Source organism: Actinomadura sp. NPDC047616 (genome assembly GCF_040642915.1).
Classification (GTDB): Bacteria; Actinomycetota; Actinomycetes; order Streptosporangiales; family Streptosporangiaceae; genus Spirillospora; species Spirillospora miaoliensis.
This window is the reverse complement of sequence record NZ_JBEYTB010000005.1, coordinates 340,579-364,752: the sequence shown is the minus strand read 5'-3', so window position 1 is coordinate 364,752 and position 24,174 is coordinate 340,579. Positions and strand designations below refer to the sequence as shown.

The following is a 24,174-nucleotide window of genomic DNA, read 5'->3' as shown; positions in this document are numbered from 1 at the left end:
TTGCCGGGAAGCATCGCGGAGGCCGCGGGCGCCACTATGACCACTTTCGGTCACAATAAGATCACATTGAGTGTCTCCGGCCGCTGGCGCGCGTCATCGGGTGGTCACCGCGGGTCCTGCAGGTCGAGGAAGACCCACCGGGCGCCGGGGGCGAGGCCGGCGAGCCACTTGCCGCAGTTCTGCAGGACCACCGGGCCCGAGGTGACGTGCTGGGTGCCCGCGTGCAGGTCACGGAAGAAGCGCTGCAGGGCGCCACGGCGCAGCGCGGCGGTCGCCGCCCACTTGTACACCGTCTGCCCCACCGCGTGCACCGACCAGGTGGTGTGGTTGAGCATCAGCCGGGTCAGCGTCTCCTGCTCGGTCGTCAGGTGCCCGCCGCGGTCGAGGGTCGCCTCGTTGTCCGCCCATACCTGCATGGCGAACGCGTGGGCGGCCCGCAGTTTCGCCTCGGCCTCGGCGTACTCCGCGTAGAACTGCTGGGTGTCCACCGACGCTCCCGGCGCGCCGGACTTCCTGGCCGCCAGCGCCCGCATCTCGTCCAGCATCCGCCTGCCGACGCCAAGCGCCCACCCGGTGTGGCAGATGCCCGACATGTTGGCCAGGCCCATCCGGTAGACGGCGCCGCCGTTGCGCGGGTCCATCGTGGCGATCGGGTAGACGTAGGCGTCCGGCACGAAGACGTCCTCGCACACGTAGTCGATGCTGCAGGTGGCGCGCAGTCCCATCACGTCCCAGTTGTCCACCAGGGTCGCCTGCTCGACGGGGAACGTGAAGACCAGCGCCTCGCCGGTCTCCTCGGCCAGCGCGGCGGTGTGGATGTGGCTGGCCATGGAGATGCCGGAGGCGAAGTGCCAGTGCCCGCTGATCCGGTACCCGCCGTCGGCCCTGACCGCCCTGCCCAGCTTGGTGCCCTGCCCGGCGATGAGCGCGTGCCGCCCGTCGCGCACGTCCGGGAAGAGCTCGCCGGCCGCCTCCGGGCCGAGATAGGCCGCGGTGGTCCCGGTGACCATCTGCAGAGCCATGAACGCCCATCCGGCCGAGGCCTCGGCGTAGGAGATCCTCGCGATGGTCTCGATCACCTGGCGGGGCGAGAACTCGTAGCCGCCCAGTTCCCGCGGGATGCCGACGCGGAACGCACCGGTCTCGCGCAGGGCCTCGGCCGACTCGTCGGTGAGGCGGCCGAGTTCCTCGCTCTTGTCGGCGTTGTCCTGCAGCACATCCGAGATGGCGTCCAGCCGCGCCATCAAGGCGTCGAACTCATCGCTGACGTGTAGCTCTCCCATGACAGTCAGTCCCGCACAAAGGGCGCGACTCCGTCAACGACCATTCGCGGAGTTCACAGAGTCGATATGGAAGATCACGCCGGGTCCCCCGAATTCCCGAGGCGGCGACGGAACCGCGATGGGCGGCCGGGCTACCAGCGGTCGACGTGGACGACGTCGTCGAACGGTCTGCGGTCGGGGCGGCTGATGGGCTTGAGCGGGCGGTCCGCCGGGTAGCCGAGGCCGACCAGATGGGCGCAGAACCGGTCGTCGGGAAGCCCCATCAGTTCACGTGCCAGGTCCTGGTCGGCCACCGCGGCGTGTCCGCTGCCGATGCCGAGGTCCGCGGCGGCCAGCATCATCGCCATCACGGCCTGCCCCAGGTCGAAGTGGAGGCGCTCGCTCTCGGCGGAGTCCCGCGGGGTCCGCGCCACGACGGCGACGGTGGCCGCCGAGTCGGCGACATGGCCCGCTCCCCGCCACACCCTGGCCAGTTCCTGGAGCCGCTCGCGTCCGGTGACCAGCACGAAGTCCCACGGCTGCCAATTGCGGGACGACGGACTGCGGCGGCCCGCCTCAAGGATCCGATCGAGATGTCCGCGCGGCAACTCCCGGTCTTCGTAAGCCCGGACGTTGCGGCGCGACGTGATCGCTTCCCACGTCTCCACACGGCCCGCCTACCCTCGCCGATACCGGCGAAACCCGATCAACTGTCGCCCCGGCCAGGACGACTACGCGCCGTTCAATAACGCATTTCACCTCTTTTCGAAGATTTTCGAGTCGACGTACGAGAGCGGTTATGCCAGGGTCCATCCGGGACGATCACGCCGCGGTGCCCGGCCGTGGCGAGTCGCGGTCAGCCCGGGACGGCGGTGGGCGCCGGGAGGGTCGTCTCCTTGTCGGCGGCGGTGGGGCCGTAGGAACGCAGCACCACGGGTGCCGACAGGGTCTCCTCGATGGTCGCCACGGGGTCGGTCAGGGACGCGTAGACGGGACGCGCGGTCAGCAGGCGTTCGGTGAGCGCGGCTTGGCGGCGGAGGTCGCCCGCCGGTCCCGCCGGCAGCCGGTCCACGCGCCGCCTCCCGATGTCGTACGCGCGGCAGTACAGCAGGTCGGGGCGGGTGCGGGCGACGTCCAGGTGGGTGACGGCGAGCGCGTCGACCCCGCCCGCCACGTCGCGGGCGTACCGGAGGGCCACCGCGTCCAGGTGACCGACGCGGAAGGCGCCCTGCCAGCGGCCCGTGCCGTTGTGCGGGTCGGGCAGTTCGGCCGTCAGCACGGGATCCTCGGTGACGAACGGGCCGGGGCCGTGCCGCGTCGCGTAGGCCCGCAGCACTCCGAGGCGGACGGCGTCCTGGCCGCCGGCCTCGGCGAGCAGCGTCTCGGCGTTGGCGAACGTCGTCGTCGACCAGGTGGTGTACGGGTGGAAGCCGTGCCACTCGTCCAGCAGCACCCCTTGGGCGCCCTCGAACACGACGTTCCCGGTGCGCAGCAGCCGGTGCAGGTGCTCGCCTCCGACGACGCGGACGCGTTCGCCGAACGCGGTGAAGGCGTCCACGCAGTCCGCGACGTCGGGGACCGGCTCACCGCCGGGGAACCGGGCGCGGTACCAGTCGCGCACCGCGGCCAGGCGCCGGCGCAGCCGTGCGGGCGACAGGCAGTCCCCCGCGCGGGGGGCGTCGGCGTGGGACAGGGCGTATGCGGCGGTCTCGCCGATGCCCATGCCGCAGGAGCCGTGCCGGGCCGCGCCCCGGGCGGTCTCCCGCGCCCGGTTGGCGGCCCGGTGGTAGGGCGTGGTCAGCAGCGCGTCGCGGTCGACGGTCACCCGGTCGAGGGCGTCCGGGACCCCCAGCGCGCGCAGGTGCGCCGCCTCGGCGGCCAGCGCCAGGGGGTCCACGAGCATGAACCGCGACAGGTGCGTCCGCACTCCCGGCGTGAAGGTCCCCGAGCCGAACTGGGCGAAGGTGTGGTGCCGCCCGTCCGGGGCGACGACGTTGTGCGCCGCCTGCGCGCCCCCGTTGAACCGCACCACCGCGTGGACCGGCTCTGGCCCCCGTGCGCAGAGCCAGTCCACGACGGTGCCCTTGCCCGCGTCGCCGAACCCGAGGTCGGCCACGATCACGTGCCGCATCGTCCGCCGCCCCTCCGGCGTCACAGGCGGGTGTGGCGGGCCGGGCCGGAGCCCAGGTCGGCGGGCGCGGACGACACCGCGGCCGGGGCCCGGGAGGCGTCGAGCGGGGCCAGGGCGCGCGACACCGAGGGTCCGGCGGCCGAGCCGAACTCGTCCAGGTGCTCCAGGCCCTCCCGCAGGTCGATGGCGTCCTCGGCGAGCCCGATGGTCAGCGCGATCGTCTCACAGACGGCGTCCAGGTCGTCCAGGTACAGGACGTTCTGGCCGAGCAGCCCCTGCCAGAAGTCGCGCAGCCTGCGGTCGCCGGAGTGGTAGCCGCCCTCGGGGATGATGAAGAACACCTCGAACCTGCGCCGCAGCTCCCGGACGATCTCCTCGACGGGGATGTCCTCCTGCGGTGCCCGCCCGATCACCCTGGCGACCTCGGCGCGCTTGACCGCCGGGTACGCCAGCTCGTCGCCGATCATGAACAGGTAGCCGCGCCTGCCGCGCCTGTCCAGGCAGTCCATGGCGGTGTGCCGGGCCATGAAGTACATGGCCAGCTCGTAGGACTCGGTCATCTGGCCGCCGCCCCCGCCCTCCAGCAGGATCTTGCCGAGGTCGTCGTCCATCCGGTTGTCGGACTCGAACTGGCCGATCTGCAGCGGGGCCCGGTCGCAGGTGGCGTCGCCGACCGCGCCGAACATGATCTGCGGGTGCTCGACGTAGCCCTTGCGCAGCAGCAGGCCCAGCAGGTCGGGCAGCCGCGTCTGCAGGGTCCTGGGCACCGTGCCCATCGAGCCGGTGACGTCGAACAGCACCGCGATCGCCAGGGACTCGGGGTGCTCGTCGGAGTCGCGGCTCTCCCGGAGGATCACGCCGGACGGGTCGAGGTCGGGGTGGACGGTGGAGGCGCCGCCGTCGCTGTAGGCGAAGGCGCTGGCGCCCGTGGACCTGCGGTAGTCGGCCGCGGCGGCGTAGACGTCGGTGGACCAGCGTCCGCTTCCCATGGGAACTCCTCCTCGTACGGGGTCTTATCGGGTGGCCGGCATCGTGAACGGGCGGAATCTGCGCGGGCCGTACAGGCGCTCCAGCAGTTCGTCCAGTTCGGCCAGCAGCCGCCAGGCGTCACCGGGACGGCGCTCCTGGGCGGGCAGCCGGCAGCCCCTGGCGAACAGCCGCATCGCCTTGGGCGCCCGGTCGCCCATCAGGTGGGTCATGCACCGGGTCGCCATGTGGATGTCGGTGGCGGGGCTCGCCGTCCGGCGGGCCGGGACCTCCGGCGGGTACCAGTCGGCGTAGCGGTCCACCATCGCGGGCACGCGGCCGCTGGTGTCGATGTCGGTGGCGGTGTCGGTGGCGGCGTGACCGCCGGACACCGAGTAGCACCAGTCGACGAGGACCAGGCCGTGCCGCTCGGGATGGATCAGCACGTGCTCGGGGAGCACCGCGCCGTGCAGCACGCCCGCGCGGTGCGCGAAGCCCAGCGCGACCAGCAGCCGCCGCCACATCCAGGCCGCGTCGCGCGGGTCCACCCCGCCGGGATGGGCCGCCCGCACCTCGGCGAGGCTGTGGAAGCCCATGAGCCGGTCCACCACGTTGACGCGGCGGCGCGCGCCCGTGGCCGCGTCCTGGTGCCGGAACGTCGCGACCAGGCTCGGCACGTACGGCCGGAACCTGGCGTCCCCGTGCTCGCGCAGCCGGCGCAGCGCCACCGCCTCGCGTTCCATCAGGTCGCTGTCGCGCGGGTCGCGCGGCATCTTGACGAGCACCTCGCCGTCCCGGGGCCCGGCCGCCCCGTAGTGGGAGCGGTAGAGGTCGGCGAGGTCGCCGCACGCCACGCGGCCGAGCAGCGGGCAGCTGTGCCGCGGCGTCGTGATCGTGTGGGGGTCGGCCCGCCGGTAGCCGCGCCACAGCGCGTTGAGCCGGGCGAACGCGTCCTGGGTGCGGCCGCCGTTGGCGTCCGGGTGCAGCACGCGGGCCAGGCGGCGGTAGACGCGGGGCGCCTCGGCGGTGTCGTCGCCGAACACCTCGGCGGGGGTGCGGACGCGGTCCAGCAGTGCCAGGGCCTCGTCGAGGTCGGGGATCGTCATCGGACCTCCTCCTCGCGGCTGGGCCGCAGCAGCGCGGGGTGCAGCAGGCGCGCGTCGCCCGCCCGGTAGAGCTTGGGACGCGGGCCGCCGCGCCGTCCGGCCTTGTCGGAGGTGCCGCCCGTGCTCTCCACGAAGCCGGGGACCGACAGGACCTTGCGGTGGAAGTTGCCCGCGTGCAGCTCCTCGCCCCACACCGCCTCGTACACCGCGCGCAGCTCGGGAATGGTGAACTCGGGGGCGCAGAACGCCGTGGCCAGGGGCGTGTACTCCAGCTTCGACCGCGCCCGCTCCAGCCCGTCGGACAGGATCCGCGCGTGGTCGAAGGCGAGCCTGCGCGTGGTGCCCGGCCGCTGGTCCCCCGCCTCGGTCAGGCCGAGCGCGTCCACCGGCGTCCACGCCGCGTCGGCCGCGTCACCGCCCGCCTGGGGGTCGGGCAGCTCGGGCGCGAACGCCAGGTAGGCGACCGAGATGACGCGCATCCGCGGGTCGCGGCCCGGGGTGCCGTAGGTGCCGAGCTGCTCCAGGTGGACGCGCTCCAGCGGGCCGTCCTCGGCGGTCAGCCCCGTCTCCTCGGCCAGCTCCCGCACCGCCGCCTCGGGCAGGTCCTCGGCGTCCCGGACGCCGCGCACGAAACCGCCGGGCAGCGCCCACATCCCCGCGTACGGGGCCGCGCCGCGCCGCACCAGCAGCACGTGCAGGGCGCCGTCGCGGATGGTGAGCGCGACCACGTCGACCGTCACGGAGACCGGGTCGTAGGCCCGCGGGTCGTAGCTCTCCAGGAACTCCCGCTCGTCCTGCTCGCCCCACCCGGCCATCACGCCGCCCTCCAAGTCATTCTCAGTCTGAGTTCATCTCAGGATGAGAACAACATAACCGACACTTCGCCCCGCGTCCATCCCATTTCCGGCGGCGGCCCGCGCGGGCGCGGCTAGGCGGGGAGGGTCAGCGCGATGAAGTCGTCGACCATCCGGTCGACCTCCTCGCGGTCGCCGGTGGCCAGCAGGTCGAGCAGGGCGCCGCGGGTGAAGGCGAGGACCAGGCGGGCGCGGGTGCGGCGGCCGGCGGCGGTCAGGCCGGGGACGTCCTCCAGGCCGACCAGGGGTTCGAGCCAGGAGTCGATGACGCCGTCCAGCAGCAGCGCGGCGCCGGGGTGCCCGGCGAGGGCGGACCGTGCCCGCGCCCGCCGCGATGTTCCGCAGGCTGCGGTCCCCGGCGCCCGCACCGAGCTGACGCAGCCGCGCCGGCCGGCCCGGGTGTGGGTCGTCACCGAGATCCGCGACGGGGAGTCGTTCACCTGGACCACGGGCGGCCGCGGGCTGCGCTTCACCGCCGGGCACGAGCTGCGCGACGGCGCGGGCGGCGAGGTCACCGTCGTGCTGACCTTCGAGGTGTCGGGCCCGCTGGCACCGCTGGCGACGCTGCTGGCCGGCCGGACGATCCGCGACCACGTCGACACCGAGGCGCGGTCGCTGAAGGCGTGGTGCGAGGCGCACCGCGGCTGAGACCGGTTCAGCCGGTCAGCTCCCGCAGCAGCAGGCGGCGCGCCTCGGCCATGTCGGCGGGGTTCTTGGTGCGGCCGTCCAGGTCGCGGGTGGCCAGGGTGAACGCCTGCCGCAGGGCGTCGGTGTCGCCGCCGCGCCGCCGCCGCGCCTGGGCGATCAGCTCGTAGTCCTCGACGCCCTCGCGGAGCTGCTCCCACCGGATGCTCGACATCGGGCCGTCCGGGCCGGGGTAGACGAGGTACTCGTCGCCCTGGGTGAAGACGAACACGGGCTCGCGGAACACGTCGCGCGGCCAGCTGTTGTACGACCAGCGCAGGAAGCCGTCCAGGTGCCGCGACGCCGCGATCCACGGCAGCATCCGGCCCTCGATCGCCGGCGAGTAGGACAGGACGTTGGGGTGCGGCGGGCGGCCGTAGACGTAGAACGTGGTGATCTTCCCGGCGCGGCGGCGCTCGTCGGCCTTCGCCGGGGTCAGGGCGTCGACGCCGCCCCAGTCGACCGACAGGTTCGACGCGATCGGCTCGGTGTTGACCGACCCGGCGACGGCGATGCGGTCGTCGAAGGCGGGCGCCGCCTCGTGCACGAGGTCGCGGACGACCTTCATGGACTCCACCGGCCGCTCGTCGAACGACAGCCAGGTGTGCTTCAGCCAGCCCCTGTCCTCCAGGTGCGCCTGGAAGGCGGTGAGGAAGGCCCGCCAGGCGTCCTTCCAGCGGCCGCCGCCGAGCTTGACGTTCTCGCGGACGGTCCGGCCCGAGCGGGTGTCGACGTAGGTCAGGTGCTCGGCGTCGTGGAACGCCAGCATCGAGTACGCGCCGATCGTGGGGCCGAGACCCGCGCGGCGGGCGGTGCCGACGTACCGGTCGAAGCGCGCGAAGTCGAACCCGAACCGGGTGCCGTCCCACGTCCAGCCGATCATGCTGCCGTACGGCAGGTAGGTCTGCGAGCGCCGCCGTCCGAGCGCCCACTGGTGCCGCCAGGGGTCGTGGACGATCGTGGTGTTGATGACCTTCTGCCCGCGCGAGAGCAGGTCGCGCTGGTAGACCTCGATGAGCTCCCAGTGGCGGCGCGACCAGGGCCGCACGCCGTGCGCCCGCGCGATCGTCTCCGGCTGCAGCCACACGTCCAGGAAGAACCGGAAGGCGGACGCGTCGGGGACGGCCGCGTCGGCGACCTCGACGGTCAGCGGGTACGTGGCCTGCGCCCGGCCGTTCGCGGCGACCTCGATGGTGCCGGTGTAGGAGCCGGGCCCGGCGTCCGCGGGGACGTGGAAGGTGAACCACAGCGGCTGCGCGGCGTAGGCGGGCACGTCGACCGACGGCCCTTCCTCCAGCGGGTCGCCGACCACGTCGGGGTTGCGGTCGCCGGACACCTCGCGGGCGGAGGCGACCTGGTCGACGGTGGCCGACCAGTCGGTCTCGCTCTTGGAGCGCATGACCGGTACGTACCGGACGAACCGGACCTGCGGCGCCGGCAGGCGCGCGCCACCGGGCCCGGTCAGGTCGCCGACGTCGGCGCTCACCCCGTCGAGCCGCCGCCCGGCGGCGATGGCGATCTGGGCGGAGACCTGTTCGCCCCGCACCGCCGACAGGCTCAGCTTCCGGGTGTCCTTGCCGTCGATCGTGAACGGGTACCGGGGGACGCGCACCTCCGCCGAGGTCGCGAAGGACCCGGTGGGCACCCAGGTGACGACGCCCCTGGTGCCCATGGCGTCGGCCACCTTGGCGGTCAGCCACGCCGTGGTGGACCCGCTGGTGGACCCGGTGGTGGACGCGGAGTCCGGGTCGGACGATCCGGCGGTGGTGGCGATGCCCGCGCCCGCGCCGGCCGCGAGGGTCCCGGCGGCGAACGACGCCAGCAGCGACAGCTTCCCTGCCATGGTGTCCTCCTTGAACGATCCGCCGGGGCCGTCCGGCCTCAGCGGCGGCGTCAGCTTCGTTCGGCCGGGCGCATCGCCCCGGGGGCGCGCAGCACGCCGAGCAGATGCGTCACCTCCCCGGCCACGGCGTCGCGGGCGGAGGCGACGTAACGCCGCGGATCGACCACCTCCGGATCGGCCGCCAGGTGCTCCCGGATCGCCCGCGTGTAGACCTGGTTGAGCCGGGTGGCGATGTTGACCTTGGTGATGCCGGCGGCGACCGCCTCCGCCAGCCCCTCGTCGGGCACGCCCGAGGAGCCGTGCAGCACCAGCGGCACGGGCACGGCGGCGCGCAGCGCGGCGATCCGGCCGAGGTCGAGCGTCGTGGTCCGGGTGAGCATCGCGTGGGACGTGCCGACCGCGACGGCCAGCGCGTCCACGCCGGTGGCGGCGACGTACGCGGCGGCCTCGTCCGGGTCCGTGCGCGCCGTGGGGTCGTGCACGCCGTCCTTGCCGCCGATCTCGCCGAGCTCGGCCTCCACCCAGACGCCGCGCGCGTGGCAGCGGGCGGCGATCTCGGCGGTGACCGCGACGTTGCGGCCGTGCTCCAGCGCCGACGCGTCGTACATGACCGAGCCGAAGCCCAGCTCGATCGCCGTGTCCACCAGCTCGGCGCCGGTCGCGTGGTCCAGGTGGACGGCCGCCGGCACGCGGGCGGCCGCGGCCACCTCCAGGACGGCCGCGCCGATGGGCCGCAGCGCGCCGTGGTAGCGCGCCGCGTTCTCGCTGATCTGCAGGATGACCGGCGCGTCCGCGCGTTCGGCGCCCGCCACGACGGCCTGCGCGTGCTCGATCTGCACGACGTTGAACGCGGCCGCCCCGCGACCGGCACGCCGGGCCCGCCCGACGATCTCCCCCGCTCCGACGAGCGTCATGGCCGTCCCCCCTTCGACTCGGCCCGACCGGCGCCGTGTCCCGGGCGGCGCCGGACCTCCCGCACCGCGACCTCGGGCAGGAACCGCTCGTAGGCCACGGCGTCGAACTCGCCCGCCACGGCGGCCAGCACCGCCGCGGCCGACAGCGCGGCGGCGGCGCGCAGCCGCTCCGGCCACGGCTGCCCGCGGACCATCCCGTACGTCAGCGCGGCGACGGCGGCGTCGCCCGCGCCGACCGGGTTGCCCGCCAGCCGGCGCGGCGGCACGGCCCGCCAGCAGCCCTCGGCGGTCACCGCGAGCAGGCCGTCCGCGCCGAGCGAGCACACCACCGCCTGCGCGCCCCGGGCCCGCAGCCATCCGGCCGCCGCCATCGGGTCGGCCCGCCCGCTGACCCGGGCGAGTTCGTCGGCGTTGGGCTTGACCAGGGCGGGCCGTCCCGCCAGCCCGGCCAGCAGCGGCGGGCCGTCCGCGTCGACGACGGCGGGCACGCCGTGCCGCGCCGCCGACGCGGCCAGCACCGCGTAGGCGTCCTCGGGCGCGCCCACCGGCAGCGACCCGGCCAGGACGGCGGCCGCGGCGCCGGGCAGCGACTCCTCGTAGACGGCGCGCAGCCGCTGCCACTCCCCCGGCGACACGGCGGGGCCGGGCTCGTTGAACAGGGTGGCGTCCCCTGCGGCCGCGTCGACCACGGCGAGCGTGCGGCGGGTGTCGCCGCGGACCGGGACGAGCCGCTCGGCGAGCCCGCAGGCGGCCAGGTCCGCGCGCGCCGCCTCCCCGGACGGCCCCCCGCACGGCCCGACCACCAGCACGTCGGCGCCCAGCCGGCGCAGCACCCGCGCCACGTTGACGCCCTTGCCGCCCGCGCGCCGCCCGACCGACCGCACCCGGTGCATGCGCGCCGGCCGCAGCGCGTCGACGTGGTAGGTGACGTCGAGCGCCAGGTTGGGCGTGACGGTGACGATCACCGGGGCTCCCGGGCGTCGAGCAGGTCCCAGGCCAGCAGGCCCGCGCCGACGCAGCCCGCCTCGTCCCCCAGGCGGGCGCCGACGATCGCCGGCGGCGCGTGGAAGGTCGCGCGGCGGCCGAGCGCGCGGCGCAGCGGGGTCAGCAGGGTCTCCCCGCAGCAGGCCAGGCCGCCGCCCAGCACCACGGCGGCCGGGTCGAGCAGGGCCGAGCACATCAGCAGCGCGTCGGCCAGCGCCTCGATCGCCTCGTGCCAGACCGCCAGGGCCGCCGGTTCGCCGTCGCGGGCGCGCCGCACCACCTCCAGGGCACCGGCCGCGCCGCCGAGGGCGCCGCCCGAGGCGGTCCGGTAGCGGTCGGCGAGGGCGGCGCCCGAGGCCAGCGTGTCCAGGCATCCGCGCTGGCCGCAGCCGCAGGGGCCGCCGCCTGGCCGCACCACCAGATGGCCGAGCTCGCCGCCCCGCCAGTGCGCGCCCGGATAGGGACGGCCGTCGATCACCACGGCGGCGCCGATGCTGGTGCCGATCGCCACGAACACGAAGTCGCCCGCCGCGCGGCCCGCTCCGGCGCGCGCCTCGGCGACCGCCCCGGCCCGCACGTCGTGGCCGAGCGCGACCGGCAGCCCCAGCCGTTCCTCCAGCAGCCGGCGCAGCGGCACGTCCCGCCAGCCGATCGTGGCCGACAGCTCCGCCACGCCCGCGGTCTCGTCGACGATGCCGGGCGCGGCCACGCCGACGGCGGGCGGCGGGGCGGGGGCGCCCGCGGTGAGCTCGGCGGCGACGTCGAGGACCGTGGCGACCACCGCGTCCGCGCCGCGGTCGCGTCCGGTGGCGCGGCGGGCGCGGCCGGCCAGGGCGCCGTCGCGGCCGACGAACGCGGCCTTGATCGTGCCGCCGCCCACGTCCAGCGCGAGCACCCGGCCGGGCGGCGCGGTCATGTGAGGATCACCGAGCGGGTGAGGTGACGGGGCCGGTCGGGGTCCAGGCCGCGCGCCGCCGCCACGGCCACCGCCAGCCGCTGCGCGACGACCAGGTCGGCCAGCGGATCGCGGGCGGGCGCGACGAACCGGCCGCCGGTGCGGGCGACCTGCTCGGCCAGTCCGCGGCCCGGCTCACCGAACACCCAGACCACGCGGTTCGGGCCGGTGACGCTGACCGGGCCGTGCCGGTACTCCATCGCCGGGTACGCCTCGGTCCACGCCCCGGCGGCCTCGCGCAGCTTGAGCGCGGCCTCCTGCGCGAGCCCGTACGTCCAGCCCCGCCCGAGGAAGGTGAACTGCTCGGCGGCGGTCAGCTCGGCGGGCAGCGGCGCGGCGAGCGCGGACTCGGCGTCGGCCGCCAGGTGGTCGAGCGGCTCCCCGAGGTGGGCGCGCAGCAGCACCAGCTCGGTGGTGGCGAACCGGGTCTGGACGACCGACCGCTCGTCGGCGAAGTCCAGCACGACGGCGCCGTCCGCGGCGGCCACGACGGGCGCGGCGGGATCGGCGGTGACCGCGACGGTGACCGTCCGGCCGCGCAGGGCGCCGAGCAGGTCCAGCACCTCGGTGGTGGTGCCGGACCGCGACAGCACCAGCACCCGGTCGTAGCGGCGGCCGGTGCGCGCCTCCGAGGCGGGGAACGCGTCGGTCTCGCCGTGGCCCGCGCGCTCGCGCAGCGCCGCGTACGCCTGCGCCATGAACCACGACGTGCCGCACCCGGCGACGGCGACGCGCTCGCCGGGCCGCGGCAGCCACGCGCGGGCCGCGCCGTCCGCCCGCCGGGCGAGCTCGATGGCGCGCCGCCAGCGGTCGGGCTGGCTCGCGATCTCGGACTCGGTGTGGCTCACGCCCGTCTCCCGGCTCATGCGTCGCCCCCTTCCCGGCGCGGCCGCCTGCTGCGCGTTCTTGCGCGATACTGCGCATGAACTTGCAGAAAAGTCCAGCGGCCCCCTGGTCACAGTGCACATGCCCCGCTCGCCGGGTGTCATGAGGTGGGGGGATGTGCAACCCTTCGTCGGCAATGATCCGCTCACGGAATGGGGGACGTTCGTGGCCCGGTACGAGCGGTGGAACGCCCTGCTCGAACTGCTGGCGGGCGAGGGGCGCCTGGAGGTGGAGCAGGCGGCGCGGGCGCTCGGGGTGTCCCCGGCGACCATCCGCCGCGACCTGGACGAGCTCGCCCGGCAGCAGATGCTGACCCGCACCCGGGGCGGCGCGGTGGCGCACGGCGTCTCCTACGACCTGCCGCTGCGCTACAAGACCGCCCGGCACGCCCCGGAGAAGCAGCGGATCGGCGCGGCCGCGGCCCGGCTGGTAGAACCCGGCATGATCGTCGGGCTGAACGGCGGGACCACCACGACCGAGGCCGCCCGCGCCATCGGCGCCCGGAGCGACCTGCGCTCGGCGGGCGCCGGACCGGCGGTGACGATCGTGACCAACGCGCTGAACATCGCCAACGAGCTGGTCGTGCGGCCGCACGTCAAGACGGTGGTGACCGGCGGGGTGGCCCGGCCGCAGTCCTACGAGCTGATCGGGCCGCTGGCGACCGGCGTGCTGCGGGACGTCTCGCTGGACATGGCGATCATCGGGGTGGACGCGATCGACGTCGAGCAGGGCGCCAGCGCGCACCACGAGGGCGAGGCCAGCATCAACCACCTGATGGCCGGGCGGGCCCGCCGGGTCGTCGTGGTCGCCGACGGCTCCAAGCTCGGCCGCCGCGCGTTCGCGCGGATCTGCGCGCTCGGCGAGATCGACGTCCTGCTCACCGACGGCGGCGCCGACGACGCGCGCGTGGCCGAGTTCGCCGAGGCGGGACTGCGCGTGATCCAAGCCTGACCCGGCCGTCCCAGACGTGTGGCACGCGGGGGCTTCACTTCCGGGCGCGGAAGTCATTAGAAGTTCGAGAAGTGCAAGTTCCGCGCAAAAACAATCACGCGGCCACCGCATGCGCGGGTGACGGGGGCACGCCCGCTCGTGGACGGGACGACACGACGAGAGGTCGGGCATCACGTGAAGCGTCGGCACAGCGCTCACCGGGGGGCGGGACGGCCCCGGCTCATCGGCCCGGCCGCCGTCCTGGCCGCACTGGCCGTCGCGGCGGCGCCCGCCGCCGGCGGATGCGCCAAGGGCGGCCTGCCGAACGCGGCCGAGGGCAAGGGCATCCGGTTCGTCGCGGCCAGGTACGACGACGGCACCCGCCCGTACTGGCAGGGCGTGATCAGGGACTTCGAGGCGCGCAACCCCGGTTACAAGGTCCGGCTGGAGGTCGTCGACTGGGAGCAGATCGACGCCAAGACCAAGCGCGAGGTGCAGACGCGGCAGCAGCCGGACGTGCTCAACCTCAACAAGTTCTCCGACTTCGCCCGCGACGGGCTGCTCTACCGGGCCGACGAGGTGCTCTCCCCCCGGACCCGGGCCGACTTCCTGCCGGTCTTCCGGCGGCAGAGCCGGTACCGGGACGCGATGTACGGGATCCCGTTCATCTCCAGCGCCCGGCTGTTCTTCTACAACAAGGACGTCTTCGCCAAGGCGGGTCTCTCCCGGCCCCCTGCCACGTGGGACGACGTCAGGGCCGACGCCGAGAAGATCCGGAGGACCGGTGTGATCCCGCTCGGCCTGCCGCTCGGCCCCGAGGAGGCCGAGGCGGAGTTCTTCATGTGGGCGATGAACAACGGGGGCGGCTGGACCGACCCCTCCGGCCGCTGGGCCATCGACCAGCCCGCCAACGTCGACACCCTGAACTTCCTCCGGGGGCTGACGAAGGCGGGCCTCACCCAGCCGAACCCCGAGACCACCAACCGCAAGGACGTGTTCAACCGGTTCGCCCAGGGCCAGATCGGCATGCTCAACGGCGCCGTGTTCCTGCCCAAGGGCTTCATCGACCCGGTCAACAGGAACCTGCGCTACGGCGTCGCGCCGCTGCCCAGCAGGCACGGCACGACGCACAACACGCTGGGCGTCGTCGACTTCCTCATGGCCTTCAGGAGGGACGGCGGCCGGAACCGCGAGGCGGTGTCGCGGTTCCTCGACTTCGTCTACCGGAAGGACAACGCCGTCCGGTTCCTGCGGACGGGCGGGTTCCTGCCCGTCACGCGGTCGGCGGGCCGGGAGCTGAGCGCCGACCCGTACCTGCGCGAGTTCGTGAAGGCGCTGCCGAACGCCAGGTTCGCGCCGACCGGCGCCCCCGCCTGGCAGGCGGTCGACGGCGCCGCCAAGCAGTACATCGGCACGGCGGTCGCCGCCGCCGATCCCGCGACGGTCCTGCGCAGGCTGCAGCGGACCGCGGAGAGGTCCTAGTTTCGAGGTCAGGGGGACTCGTTGGACGTGGCCCATCGAGAACGCGGCCGTCCGCGGAACGCGCCGGCGGCCGGGCGCGCGGGCCGGCGCGGCCGCGGCGTGCGGGCGCGCGGCGCCGGGTCCGCCCCGGGCCGGGCGCGCCGGATCGCCGGGGCGCTGGCGCCGCTGCTGTGGCTCGGCCCCGCGCTGGTCCTGATCGCGTCCGTCGTGCTGTGGCCGGTCGTGGAGATGGTCCGCACGTCGCTGCTGGCCGTCAGCTCCTCCGGCCTGACGGTCGGGTTCCGCGGCGGACGCAACTACGCCGACCTGTTCGCCCAGCCGGACCTGCCGGGGGTGCTGCTGCGCACCGTGCTGTGGGTGGTCGGCGTCGTCGCGGTCACGATCGCGCTGGCGCTTCCGCTGGTGCAGCTCCTCGACGCGCGGTTCCCGGGGCGGCGGGTGGTGCGCTGGGCGCTGATCGTGCCGTGGGCTGCCTCGGTGCTGATGAGCGCGCTGATCTGGCGGTGGATGCTGAACGACGCCTACGGGGTGGTCAACCGGGTCCTCATGGACGTCGGGCTGCTCGACCGGCCGGTGAACTGGCTGGCCGACCCGGCGTGGGCGTTCGCCTGGATGATGGCGGTGGCGGTGTTCGTGTCGCTGCCGTTCACCACGTTCGTGCTGCTGGCGGGGCTGCAGTCGATCTCCGCCGACGTGTACGAGGCGGCCCGCGTGGACGGGGCGGGGGCGGTGCGCACGTATGTCGCGGTGACGCTGCCGCTGCTGCGTCCCGCGCTGCTGGTCGCCGCGATCATCAACGTGATCAACGTGTTCAACTCGTTCCCGATCATCTGGGCGATGACGCAGGGCGGGCCCGGGCACGCCACCGACACCACGACGACGTTCATGTACAAGGTGGCCTTCCTCGACCAGCACGTCGGCGAGTCCGCGGCGCTGGCCGTGGTGAACTTCGCGCTGGTGCTGACCATGGTGACGCTCTACCTGCGGGCCGTGGGGCGACGCGAGGCGTTCCGGTGACCGGCGGCGGTCCCGTGACCGGCGGCGGTCCCGCGTCGGGCGGAGGCACGGTGACCGGCGGCGGTCCGGCGGCGCGCGGCGGCCCGGCGGCGGCGCGGCGCGGCCACCGTCGCCGGGCCCGTTCGCGGCGTCCGCGGATGCGGCCGGTCATCATCACCGGGCTCGGCTGGCTGGTGGCCGTGGTGGTGCTGGCACCGTACGCGCAGATGCTGCTCACCGCGCTCAAGCCCCGGCGCGAGCTGATGGAGTCGCCGCCGGGCTACCTGCCGTCCAGCTGGCACTGGTCAAACTTCGCCGAGGTATGGAGGGCCGCGCCGATCGGCACGCATCTGCGGGTCTCGCTGGTGGTGTCGGTGGCGGCGACGGCGCTGGCGCTGGCGGCGGCGCTGCCCGCCGCGTACTACACCGCGCGGTACCGCTTCCGCGGACGGGGCGCGTTCCTGCTGCTGGTGCTGGTCACCCAGATGTTCGCGCCGACCGCGCTGCTGATCGGCATCTACCGGGAGATGGTGGTGCTCGACCTGACCGACACCTACGCCGCGCTGATCCTGGTGAACGCCGCGTTCAACCTGCCGTTCTCGATCTGGATCCTGAACGCCTACTTCTCCGGCATCCCGCGCGAGCTGGAGGAGGCGGCGTGGCTGGACGGCTGCGGACGGGCGGCGGCGATGGCGCGGGTCACGCTGCCGCTGTCGCTGCCCGGCGTGGTCACCGCCGTCATCTACACCTTCATCGGCGCGTGGAACGAGTACGTCGTGGCGCTGACCGTCCAGGCCACGCCCGAGCGCCAGCCGCTCACCGTGGCGATCCCGTCGTTCGTCACCCAGTACCAGGAGCAGTGGCAGTACCTGTTCGCCGCGTCCCTCATCGCGATCGCGCCCGTGGTGTTCCTGTTCGTGGCGATCGAACGGTACCTGGTCAGCGGCCTGACCGTGGGCGGCGTCAAGTGACGGCGCCGGACGGCGGTCCGGCCGCGTGCAGCCACCGCACGGCGGCGTCGCGGAAGCGCACCAGCCCCTTGTAGTCCACGAGGTCGTCGGGGAGGGACGCCAGGACGGCGGCGAACCGGCGCCGCCACTCCGGCACGGTCGCCAGGTCGGCCAGGGACAGCAGGTAGGTGCGGATGAGGAACAGGACGGCGCCGGACGGGGCGAGACGGACCAGGTGCTGCACCTCCACGCGCAGGTGCAGGCGGTCGCCCAGCTCGGCGGCCGGGCCTTCGGCGACCGTCCGGCGGTCGCGTCCCCAGTGCGGGTAGGTCTCGGCCGAGGTGTCCAGGCGCCGGTCGACCGTCATGCCCCAGTTCGTCCGCCGGTACTCCTGGCCGGGGGCCAGGCGCAGCAGGAACCGCTGCGCCCGGTCGACCACGCCGGCGGCGTGCAGGCGCGGCACCGGCCCGTGCACCTCGGCGAACGACATGCCGATGTCGAAGGCCAGCGACCAGTTCGCGGCGAAGGTGACCAGCCCGGCGTCGGCCCACAGGGCGTCCTCGCGCTGGTCGAGCAGGACGAGGTCCTCCTGCGCCTGGGATCCGGCGAACCGCAGCGGGCCGCCGGGCACCGAGCCGTCGTCGCCGACGGTGAACGCCTGGTCGACGCCGAGCAGGTCGTTGCGCCAGCGCAGGCGTCCGGCGCCGTCGTCGCGCAGCTCCATGACGCCGGGATGCCCGGCGGCGAGCTCGCGCAGCACGAACAGCAGCGCGTCCCACGCGGCGGGCCGCATGTGCGGCAGCACGACGCACCTGCCCGGGTCGCGGGCGAGGACGCGGCGGCGTTCGGCCAGCTCGGCGTGGTAGTCGTCGTCGACGTCGATGACCGGTCCGCCCCATGCCCCGGCGGCGGTGGCGACCCGGCGGCGGGCGGGTTCGACGTTCGTTGTGTAACGGTAGGTGTCGGAGCCGAAGGGGAAGGGGAAGCGGGCGATCCGGGCGGCGGTCCCGGAGCGGGCGTCCGCTGAGGGCGTCACAGGGCCAGCTCCAGTGTCTCGTCCAGGCTGCGCGACACGCAGCACATCACCGCGTCGCCCGCCGCGCGTTCGGCGGGGGTCAGGAACAGGTCGCGGTGCTCGGGCCGCCCCGCGCGCACGCCGACGCGGCACTCGCCGCAGACACCCTGACGGCACATGCTCGCGACCGCGACGCCCGCCTTCTCCAGGGCCTCCAGCAGGCTGACCCCGGCGGGCACGGGGATCGCGCGGCCGGAGCGGGCCAGGCGGGCGGTGAACGGCCTGCCCGGGTCCAGGTCGTCGGCCGAGAACCGCTCGGCGTGCACGCGTTCGGCGGGCCAGCCGAGGTCGCGGGCCGCCTCGCACACGGCGTCGATGAGTCCGCCGGGCCCGCAGACGTAGAGGTGCGTGCCCAGCGGCTGGCGGCCCAGCTCCCGGCGCACGGCCCGCATGAACGCCCGGCGCCCGTGGAACTCGCCGAGCCGGTCGCCGCACAGCTCGCGCAGCTCCTCGACGTGCGCCCCGCAGCCGGGACGGTATGCGTACAGCATCCTGAACGGACGGTCCCAGGCGGCGGCGGCGCGGGCGTGCGACAGCAGCGGCGTCACCCCGATCCCGCCCGCGATGAGCAGGTGGCGGCGCGCGGTGGCGACCGGCGGGAACGCGCTGCGCGGCGCCGACACCCGCACCGTGGCGCCGACCGGGAGCCGGTGCATCCAGCGCGACCCGCCGCGCCCGCCGGGGTCGCACCGGACGGAGATGCGGTAGGCGGCGGACGCCGCGCCCGAGCCGGTCAGGGAGTAGGCGTTGCGCCGTGCCCCGCCGCACTCCACCACCAGGTGGCTGCCGGGGACGTACGGGGGCAGGACACCGCCGTCGGGACGGGCCAGCGTCAGCGTCCGGATCCCGGCCGCGGCCGTGCCCGCCTCGCGGACGACGAGGGTCATCGTGGTCACGGCGCGTCCTCGGCGTCGGCGGCGTACCCCATGTAGGCGGCCAGCCTGCGGGAGAAGTGGCGGTCGCACACCAGCGTCAGGCCGCAGCCGTGGCAGGTGACCCGCCCGCCGACCGCCACGTCCGCTTCGGTGATCGAACGGCAGTGCGGGCAGTAGACCCGGCGCGACCGGGTCTCCGTGGCGTGCATGCGGATCTCCGCGGGGACGGCCCCGGCGCGCACCGCCTCGCTTCGCAGCCGCGCGATCTGGGCTTCGGGGCCGGCGAGCATCAGGCGCCACCCCACCACCGCCGTGGCGAGCCGCTCGCGGAAGGCGCGCAGCAGCGGCTCGTCCGGCTCGTCGGCGTAGCAGACCCAGCAGGGGGCGCCCGACGCGGCGATCCGCTCCGCCCAGGCCTCGCCCACGGCCCGGGCGGGACGCCCGATGGCGATCACCGCGAAGTGCCGTCCCGAGGGATCGACCTCGGGCACGTCCCGCCCCCAGCGCGGCACGCTGGTGTGATCGGCCTCGACCTCCTGGCCGGGGGCGGTCTGCGCGGACGACATGCCGTCACGATACGGCGGCCGTGTCAGCGGCCGCGCCAGGCGTCGGCGAACATCTCGTGCAGCGGTTTGGGCGGCATGAGCCGGGTCACGGGCGCGTCCACCTCCTTGCGGAAGTCCACGGCGGCCAGGTGCAGGTCGAGCTTGTAGGTCTCCAGCGGCAGGTGCGGGGCCTTCAGCACGGTCCAGCCGCCGGGGATGAACGCGGTGCGTCCGGCGCGCGGGCGCTTGTCCTGCACGACCGCCTCGCGTTCCACCAGCTCCGCCTGGGCGGCCTTGTGACGGGCCGCCGTCCAGCCGTTCCAGGTGCGGACGTTGCGGTCGGTCGGCCGGGACAGCGCGAGCAGCTGCAGGTAGAGCGCGGCCGCGTCCCGGCTCGCCCGCAGCGCCTCGGCCACCTCGTCCACCAGGTCCGGGACGCTCAGCAGCGGGTGGGCCTCGTACCCCCCGGGCGGCACCGGGGTGTCGGCGGCGCGCGCCACCATGCGGGCCAGGCCGTCGTCGTACATCACCTTGAACTGCCGGACCTGCCGCAGCAGGTCCGGAACGCCGTGGTCGGCGCACAGCCGGGTGATCCGCTCCATGGCGGCCGGGTCGGCGAACCCGGCGGGCCGCAGGTACGGCCACTGCACGTCGCGGAGGCCGTCGATGACCAGCAGTCCGTCGTCGAAGGCCAGCGGTTCGCGGGCACGGTCGGAGGCGGCGTCCTCGGCGGGCCGCACCGGGATGGTGCGGGGCCCGAACGGCTCCCGCTTCTCGTCCTGGCCCATCCGCAGGTGGACCGCGCCGAGCCGCAGGAACAGGTCCGGGTTGTCGAGCCGGGCGCGCAGCCGGTCGTGCAGTTCGGGCACCCCGGCGAGGGCCGGGTCGCCGACCGGACGCTGGGTCAACGCCCAGATCAGCATGGCGGCCAGTGCCGTGTAGACCGTGCCCTCTCTGCGGGTGCGGTAGCCGGTCTGGCCGTCCTCGCCCGGCTCGTGCGCCTCGAGGCCGCCGTACTTGCCCGCCACCAGGATGTACCGGGGGTCGCCGGTCGCCAGATCCGACGCCGCGGGGGCGGCGAGGGCGGCGGCCCATCGGGCGCCCAGCCCCAGATCCTTCTCCAGTTGCGCGGCCGTGGCCTCGTCGACGCTCTCCCGGGTGCCCAGCAGCCGGGTCCACTCGGCGGCCATGCGTTCGGCGGCGGCGACCGCGCCGCCGCCGGCCCACAGCTCGGTGGGGTCGTCGGGCATCGCGGCGGCCAGCACCCGCAGCCGCCCGTGGACGCCGAGGTCACGGGACAGCGCCTCGGCCTCGTCGGCGCCCTGCTTGGTGGCCCGGTAGGGCTTGGCGCGCAGCATCTTCTTGTGTTCCTCGTAGCGCGTGAGCAGGTCCCCGCCGAACTCGGCCCTCCTCGGCAGCCCCGCCAGCGCCAGCGCGGCCAGGGACCGCCGCACGCCGGTGCGGCGGGTGAACACCTCGATCGCCGCCTCGTCGAGCGGCAGCGGGCCGTGTTCGTCCAGCAGGTCCAGCACGCGCCGCAGCCGGGACGCGTCGTCGCGGCCGACGGTGACCGTCTCGACGTTCCCGGCGCCGGCGGGCGGCGGGGCGTCGGCGCGTTGGACGAAGCGGTAGGAGCGGGCCGGATCGAGGGCGTCGGCGGCCGATCCGGGCACGACGGCCCGCCCGGACTCGCACAGCGGCCGCAGCGCCGCACCGGTGGCCCTGCCGACCCGCCACCGGCCGGGCCGGGCGAACGGCTGCTCGGCCCAGGTGCGCAGCAGCGCGGCGAGGGCGGCGCGGTCCTGGGCGGAGGTCGGCTCGGCCAGCAGGCGCCAGGCGACGGCGTCGATGCGGCCGAGCAGCACCGTCCAGTCCTCGGTGGGTGCGGGACGGCTCAGCCAGCGCACCTGGTCGTCGGCCTGGCCGTCGAGGTACCGGCCGTCGGCGGCGACGGCGGTGACCAGGGCCGGCTGGGCGGTCGGCTCGTGCGGGACCTTGCCGAGGATCAGGCCGCGCAGCGCTGCCAGCAGGTGCGCGTCGGGGGTCTCGGCGGCGGGCCGCACCAGCGCGCCGGAGCGGACCACCGCCACCCGCCGCGAGAGTTCCTCACGGCGCCGCAGCACCCGCGCGGCGCGCTGCGCCACCGCGGCCACGCCGTCGGCGATGCGGGGGTCGGTGACCTCGGGCAGCACGCGGGCCAGGGCGGCGCGGACGGCCGTGTCGCCGTCGCGTGCGGCGTCCAGCAGGTCGCGCACGGCGTCCCGGGTCACCTGCCGCAGGGCGCGGGAGGACGCCGGGTCGCGCGGGCGCAGGAAGTGCCAGAACGCGGGCGGCGGGAACACCGTGCGGCCGTGACGCGGCGTCCGGCCCGCGAAGCCGCGCACCTGCCACAGTTGCGAGCCGTCCTCGGCGTCGTGGCAGGACACCGGCATGTCGGAGCCGCTGCCGCACGTGACGACGAGGTCGGGGCCGTCGGGCATGCGGATCACACCCCACGGGTCGCCCAAGCCGGAGGTGCGCCGCAGCACGGCACGACGGCCGTCGACGCCCTCCAGGGTGTAGCCGCCGGGGCCGCGCCCGCGCTCCGCGCGTGGGCTGGTGACGCGGAACCCGGCCAGACCGTGGGCGGTCTGGCCCAGCGGTGAACCGGTCACCCCGTCCGGCAGCCGGGTCAACGACAGGTGCTCGTGCGACCAGACCGTCCCGTCGGGCAGCGGGTCGGCGAAGAACGCGGGCAGGGAGCGCGCCTCGGCCGCCTCCCCGGTCTTGGGATCGATCTGCTGCCAGGCGGTCCGGCCGCGCATGTCCTCGGGGGCCTTCCACAGGCCCGTGCCGTCGCTCAGCAGCTCGGCCGCATCCCAGTGCGGCCCGGAGCGGTCGCCGGGCCGCAGGACGCGGTGGCCGTCGTGGCGGCCGCCGCCGTCGGCGGTCTCGAGCTGGTAGCCGAGGGTGAGGCGGTAGCGCTGCGACAACGGCGACATGCCGTGCGGGTCGTCGGGCGTGAACACCGTCTCGGGGTCGCTCGCCCAGTACGCCCGGTCGGCGTGCGAGCCTTCCTGCCCCCACCCGACCAGGAAGTCGCCGCCGACGTGGAACACCACCCGCACGGCCGCGTCGCCGGGCACGGTGAACGCGCACTTGGCGCGTCTGCCCCGATGGTCGACGGCGATCGCGCGGTCGGCGGAGAACACCGTCAGCACGGGCCAGGTGGAGGTGACGCCCTCGATGTCGGCGCCGCCGGCGGTCAGCTCGGCCACCGCCTCGTCCAGTGCGGGCCAGCCCAGTTCGTCGGGCAGGCCGGCGCGCAGCGTGCGCAGCAGCGGGCCGGTCAGGTCCAGGGCGGCGAGCGCGTCGCCGACGCCGTCCAGCGCGGCGGCGGTCGGCGTGTCGAGCAGGTCGTCCAGGGTGGCGGCCGCCGCGTCGGCCGCGCCGAGCCCGCCGCCCGCGACCTGGTCGATCAGGCCCGTGACGCGTTCCAGGACGCTGTCGGCGATCTGGGGGGCGCCGGCCAGGCGGGTGATGGCCGTGCCGCCCGCCCGGGGGGCCTCCCGCTGGTGCCGGGCGTGCACCGTGCCCTCCAGGCGCCGGCCCAGCACGGGGTGGGCGGCCAGGGCCTTCAGGTCGCGGCGGGAGCGGTCGCCCCAGTAGTCGAGCCGCACGTCCGGGCCGGGGTCGTCGACGGCGATGCCCTCGGCCAGGCAGGCGTCCACCAGGTCGGCGTCGAAGTTGGTGTGCCGGTAGCGGCCCTCGTGCAGGCGGACGGGCGTGCCGGCGGCGCGCAGGCGCGGCGCCAGCAGCGGCAGCACCTCGTACAGCTCGTCCGGCAGCGGGTACTGCATGACCCCGCCGTAGGGTTCGCGCCGATAGGAGTACAGGTAGGTGTAGCGGCCGAGCCAGCGGGCCAGGCCGCCGTCGGGGGTGACGCGGCCGTCGGCCATCGCCGCGACGGTGCCGGTGGCGCGCAGCAGCCGCAGGAACGCGGCGCCGTCGGAGTTGGTGGGCGGGAACATGTCCACCAGCGCCTGCCGCACTTCGTCGCCGGGCGGGTACTTGGCGAACAGCTTGGCGGCGCCGTCCAGCAGCCCGTTCGGCACCTCGGTGCCCTTGGCCGCGGCCAGCACCTCGCCCAGCACGCGCGCCACGTCCTCGTCGCCCAGCCCGGCCGCCTTGGCGGACGCGCGCAGCCGCGTGTGCAGGTCCGCCGCCGGCGGGGCGCCGCCCTCGCTCCACGCCCGGACGAAACGCAGGAACTCCTCGTGCGCCCGCTCCGCCGGGAAGACGGCCGCCAGCCACTGCTGGTGGGCGCGCGTCTCCTTGCCCGCCAGTGCCCCGGCCCGGGCGAACAGCAGCGCGTTCGCCACCCTGTAATCGGGGTCGACCGGCAGCCCGTGGGTGTTCTCGGCCTCGCGCGCCAGGCCGTAGGCCGACGCGGCGTGCCGCCAGGCGACCTTGGCGAGCCGGTGCCCCACGGTGTCCCAGAACCACGGCAGGTGCTCGGCGGGCAGGCGCCGCGCGCGGCCTTTCATGTCGTCGAGGAACCGCCCGGGTTTGCCGTGGGCGCGTCCGATCCCTTGCCGGATCGTGTCGAGCAGCGTCTCGGCGTCCTTCTCCCAGGTGGGCGCGTGGGCACGCACCCAGTCCAGGTAGAGGGTGGACGACGACGGATCGGAGGGGGGCGTCACCAGCATGCGCACGATCATGGCAGGCGCCACCGACGGTCACCGTCGCATCGCCGCA

Annotated in this window: 21 protein-coding genes; 5 read left to right on the top strand and 16 right to left on the bottom strand. The window is 75.1% G+C overall.

From position 1 onward, the window contains the following. Positions 1-104: 104 nt before the first annotated feature. The 7 genes from ABZ801_RS15190 to ABZ801_RS15160 form a co-directional block, all read right to left on the bottom strand. A complete protein-coding gene (locus tag ABZ801_RS15190) occupies positions 105-1,283 on the bottom strand; it encodes a hypothetical protein (protein WP_344958356.1) in 1,179 nt (392 codons plus the stop codon). Positions 1,284-1,414: 131 nt separating this feature from the next. Then, positions 1,415-1,930 (bottom strand): nitroreductase family protein, encoded by a 516-nt coding sequence (locus tag ABZ801_RS15185; RefSeq protein WP_344958354.1) that lies wholly within the window; start codon positions 1,928-1,930, stop codon positions 1,415-1,417. A 188-nt stretch (positions 1,931-2,118) separates the two neighbouring features. Next, positions 2,119-3,393 carry an adenylosuccinate synthetase gene (locus tag ABZ801_RS15180; protein ID WP_360697901.1) on the bottom strand — a complete coding sequence of 425 codons (1,275 nt, stop codon included), beginning with the start codon at positions 3,391-3,393 and terminating at the stop codon, positions 2,119-2,121. A 20-nt stretch (positions 3,394-3,413) separates the two neighbouring features. After that, complete coding sequence (locus ABZ801_RS15175; protein WP_360697898.1) at positions 3,414-4,382, bottom strand: hypothetical protein; 969 nt, start codon at positions 4,380-4,382, stop codon at positions 3,414-3,416. 24 nt (positions 4,383-4,406) lie between these two features. Further along, positions 4,407-5,465 carry a molecular chaperone DnaJ gene (locus ABZ801_RS15170; RefSeq protein WP_360697895.1) on the bottom strand — a complete coding sequence of 353 codons (1,059 nt, stop codon included), beginning with the start codon at positions 5,463-5,465 and terminating at the stop codon, positions 4,407-4,409. Further along, positions 5,462-6,280: an NUDIX domain-containing protein gene (locus ABZ801_RS15165; RefSeq protein ID WP_360698191.1), complete on the bottom strand. Its 819-nt coding sequence runs from the start codon at positions 6,278-6,280 to the stop codon at positions 5,462-5,464. The genes ABZ801_RS15170 and ABZ801_RS15165 overlap by 4 nt, the downstream gene beginning before the upstream one ends. A 113-nt stretch (positions 6,281-6,393) precedes the next feature. Further along, entirely contained in the window at positions 6,394-6,732 is a 339-nt protein-coding gene (locus tag ABZ801_RS15160; protein ID WP_360697892.1) for a hypothetical protein, read from the bottom strand. Between ABZ801_RS15160 and ABZ801_RS15155 the strand changes: the two genes are divergently transcribed. Further along, positions 6,719-6,967: a hypothetical protein gene (locus ABZ801_RS15155; protein WP_360697890.1), complete on the top strand. Its 249-nt coding sequence runs from the start codon at positions 6,719-6,721 to the stop codon at positions 6,965-6,967. The two genes, ABZ801_RS15160 and ABZ801_RS15155, sit on opposite strands and share 14 nt — an antisense overlap. 7 nt (positions 6,968-6,974) lie before the next feature. Here ABZ801_RS15155 and ABZ801_RS15150 read toward each other — a convergent pair whose 3' ends face one another. From ABZ801_RS15150 to ABZ801_RS15130, 5 genes are read right to left on the bottom strand one after another with little or no spacing between them, the layout of a single operon-like run. Continuing rightward, positions 6,975-8,846 carry a glycoside hydrolase domain-containing protein gene (locus tag ABZ801_RS15150; RefSeq protein WP_360697887.1) on the bottom strand — a complete coding sequence of 624 codons (1,872 nt, stop codon included), beginning with the start codon at positions 8,844-8,846 and terminating at the stop codon, positions 6,975-6,977. A 50-nt stretch (positions 8,847-8,896) separates the two neighbouring features. Then, complete coding sequence (locus ABZ801_RS15145) at positions 8,897-9,760, bottom strand: class II fructose-bisphosphate aldolase (RefSeq protein ID WP_360697884.1); 864 nt, start codon at positions 9,758-9,760, stop codon at positions 8,897-8,899. Further along, positions 9,757-10,725 carry a hexose kinase gene (locus tag ABZ801_RS15140; protein ID WP_360697881.1) on the bottom strand — a complete coding sequence of 323 codons (969 nt, stop codon included), beginning with the start codon at positions 10,723-10,725 and terminating at the stop codon, positions 9,757-9,759. Before ABZ801_RS15140 ends, ABZ801_RS15145 begins: the two co-directional genes overlap by 4 nt. Continuing rightward, positions 10,722-11,660, bottom strand: coding sequence for an ROK family protein (locus ABZ801_RS15135; RefSeq protein ID WP_360697878.1), 939 nt, complete (start codon positions 11,658-11,660; stop codon positions 10,722-10,724). Before ABZ801_RS15135 ends, ABZ801_RS15140 begins: the two co-directional genes overlap by 4 nt. Beyond that, the gene (locus tag ABZ801_RS15130) at positions 11,657-12,565 is read right to left on the bottom strand and encodes a sugar isomerase (protein WP_360697876.1); all 909 of its coding nucleotides are present in this window, start codon (positions 12,563-12,565) and stop codon (positions 11,657-11,659) included. The genes ABZ801_RS15135 and ABZ801_RS15130 overlap by 4 nt, the downstream gene beginning before the upstream one ends. A gap of 136 nt (positions 12,566-12,701) precedes the next feature. On the opposite strand from ABZ801_RS15130, the gene ABZ801_RS15125 reads away from it, so the two are divergent. The 4 genes from ABZ801_RS15125 (at position 12,702) to ABZ801_RS15110 (ending at position 16,963) form a co-directional block, all read left to right on the top strand. Further along, on the top strand, positions 12,702-13,535 hold the full coding sequence (locus ABZ801_RS15125) for a DeoR/GlpR family DNA-binding transcription regulator (RefSeq protein WP_360697873.1): 834 nt from the start codon (positions 12,702-12,704) through the stop codon (positions 13,533-13,535). A 174-nt stretch (positions 13,536-13,709) separates the two neighbouring features. Further along, positions 13,710-14,996 carry an extracellular solute-binding protein gene (locus tag ABZ801_RS15120; RefSeq protein ID WP_360697870.1) on the top strand — a complete coding sequence of 429 codons (1,287 nt, stop codon included), beginning with the start codon at positions 13,710-13,712 and terminating at the stop codon, positions 14,994-14,996. A gap of 27 nt (positions 14,997-15,023) precedes the next feature. Continuing rightward, positions 15,024-16,013, top strand: coding sequence for a sugar ABC transporter permease (locus ABZ801_RS15115; protein ID WP_360697867.1), 990 nt, complete (start codon positions 15,024-15,026; stop codon positions 16,011-16,013). Between the two features lie 50 nt (positions 16,014-16,063). Continuing rightward, positions 16,064-16,963, top strand: coding sequence for a carbohydrate ABC transporter permease (locus ABZ801_RS15110; protein ID WP_360697863.1), 900 nt, complete (start codon positions 16,064-16,066; stop codon positions 16,961-16,963). On the opposite strand, the gene ABZ801_RS15105 is transcribed toward ABZ801_RS15110, so the two are convergent. Genes ABZ801_RS15105 through ABZ801_RS15090 form a run of 4 tightly spaced genes read right to left on the bottom strand, consistent with a single transcriptional unit; the run spans position 16,956 to position 24,125 of the window. Continuing rightward, positions 16,956-17,978, bottom strand: a complete 1,023-nt coding sequence (locus tag ABZ801_RS15105) for a DUF3445 domain-containing protein (protein ID WP_360697860.1) — start codon at positions 17,976-17,978, stop codon at positions 16,956-16,958. The two genes, ABZ801_RS15110 and ABZ801_RS15105, sit on opposite strands and share 8 nt — an antisense overlap. Then, the gene (locus tag ABZ801_RS15100; RefSeq protein ID WP_360698188.1) at positions 17,975-18,904 is read right to left on the bottom strand and encodes a PDR/VanB family oxidoreductase; all 930 of its coding nucleotides are present in this window, start codon (positions 18,902-18,904) and stop codon (positions 17,975-17,977) included. Before ABZ801_RS15100 ends, ABZ801_RS15105 begins: the two co-directional genes overlap by 4 nt. A 5-nt stretch (positions 18,905-18,909) precedes the next feature. Then, positions 18,910-19,458: a dimethylamine monooxygenase subunit DmmA family protein gene (locus ABZ801_RS15095; RefSeq protein ID WP_360697857.1), complete on the bottom strand. Its 549-nt coding sequence runs from the start codon at positions 19,456-19,458 to the stop codon at positions 18,910-18,912. Positions 19,459-19,481: 23 nt separating this feature from the next. Then, positions 19,482-24,125, bottom strand: coding sequence for a hypothetical protein (locus tag ABZ801_RS15090; protein WP_360697854.1), 4,644 nt, complete (start codon positions 24,123-24,125; stop codon positions 19,482-19,484). Positions 24,126-24,174: the final 49 nt, after the last annotated feature.

Coding starts and splice junctions, on each gene's coding strand:
- ABZ801_RS15190 (WP_344958356.1), bottom strand. CDS start 1,283: ATGGGAGAGCTACACGTCAGCGATGAGTTCGACGCCTTGATGGCGCGG.
- ABZ801_RS15130 (WP_360697876.1), bottom strand. CDS start 12,565: ATGAGCCGGGAGACGGGCGTGAGCCACACCGAGTCCGAGATCGCGAGC.
- ABZ801_RS15175 (WP_360697898.1), bottom strand. CDS start 4,382: ATGGGAAGCGGACGCTGGTCCACCGACGTCTACGCCGCCGCGGCCGAC.
- ABZ801_RS15150 (WP_360697887.1), bottom strand. CDS start 8,846: ATGGCAGGGAAGCTGTCGCTGCTGGCGTCGTTCGCCGCCGGGACCCTC.
- ABZ801_RS15145 (WP_360697884.1), bottom strand. CDS start 9,760: ATGACGCTCGTCGGAGCGGGGGAGATCGTCGGGCGGGCCCGGCGTGCC.
- ABZ801_RS15095 (WP_360697857.1), bottom strand. CDS start 19,458: ATGTCGTCCGCGCAGACCGCCCCCGGCCAGGAGGTCGAGGCCGATCAC.
- ABZ801_RS15180 (WP_360697901.1), bottom strand. CDS start 3,393: ATGCGGCACGTGATCGTGGCCGACCTCGGGTTCGGCGACGCGGGCAAG.
- ABZ801_RS15165 (WP_360698191.1), bottom strand. CDS start 6,280: ATGGCCGGGTGGGGCGAGCAGGACGAGCGGGAGTTCCTGGAGAGCTAC.
- ABZ801_RS15090 (WP_360697854.1), bottom strand. CDS start 24,125: ATGCTGGTGACGCCCCCCTCCGATCCGTCGTCGTCCACCCTCTACCTG.
- ABZ801_RS15170 (WP_360697895.1), bottom strand. CDS start 5,465: ATGACGATCCCCGACCTCGACGAGGCCCTGGCACTGCTGGACCGCGTC.
- ABZ801_RS15100 (WP_360698188.1), bottom strand. CDS start 18,904: ATGACCCTCGTCGTCCGCGAGGCGGGCACGGCCGCGGCCGGGATCCGG.
- ABZ801_RS15135 (WP_360697878.1), bottom strand. CDS start 11,660: ATGACCGCGCCGCCCGGCCGGGTGCTCGCGCTGGACGTGGGCGGCGGC.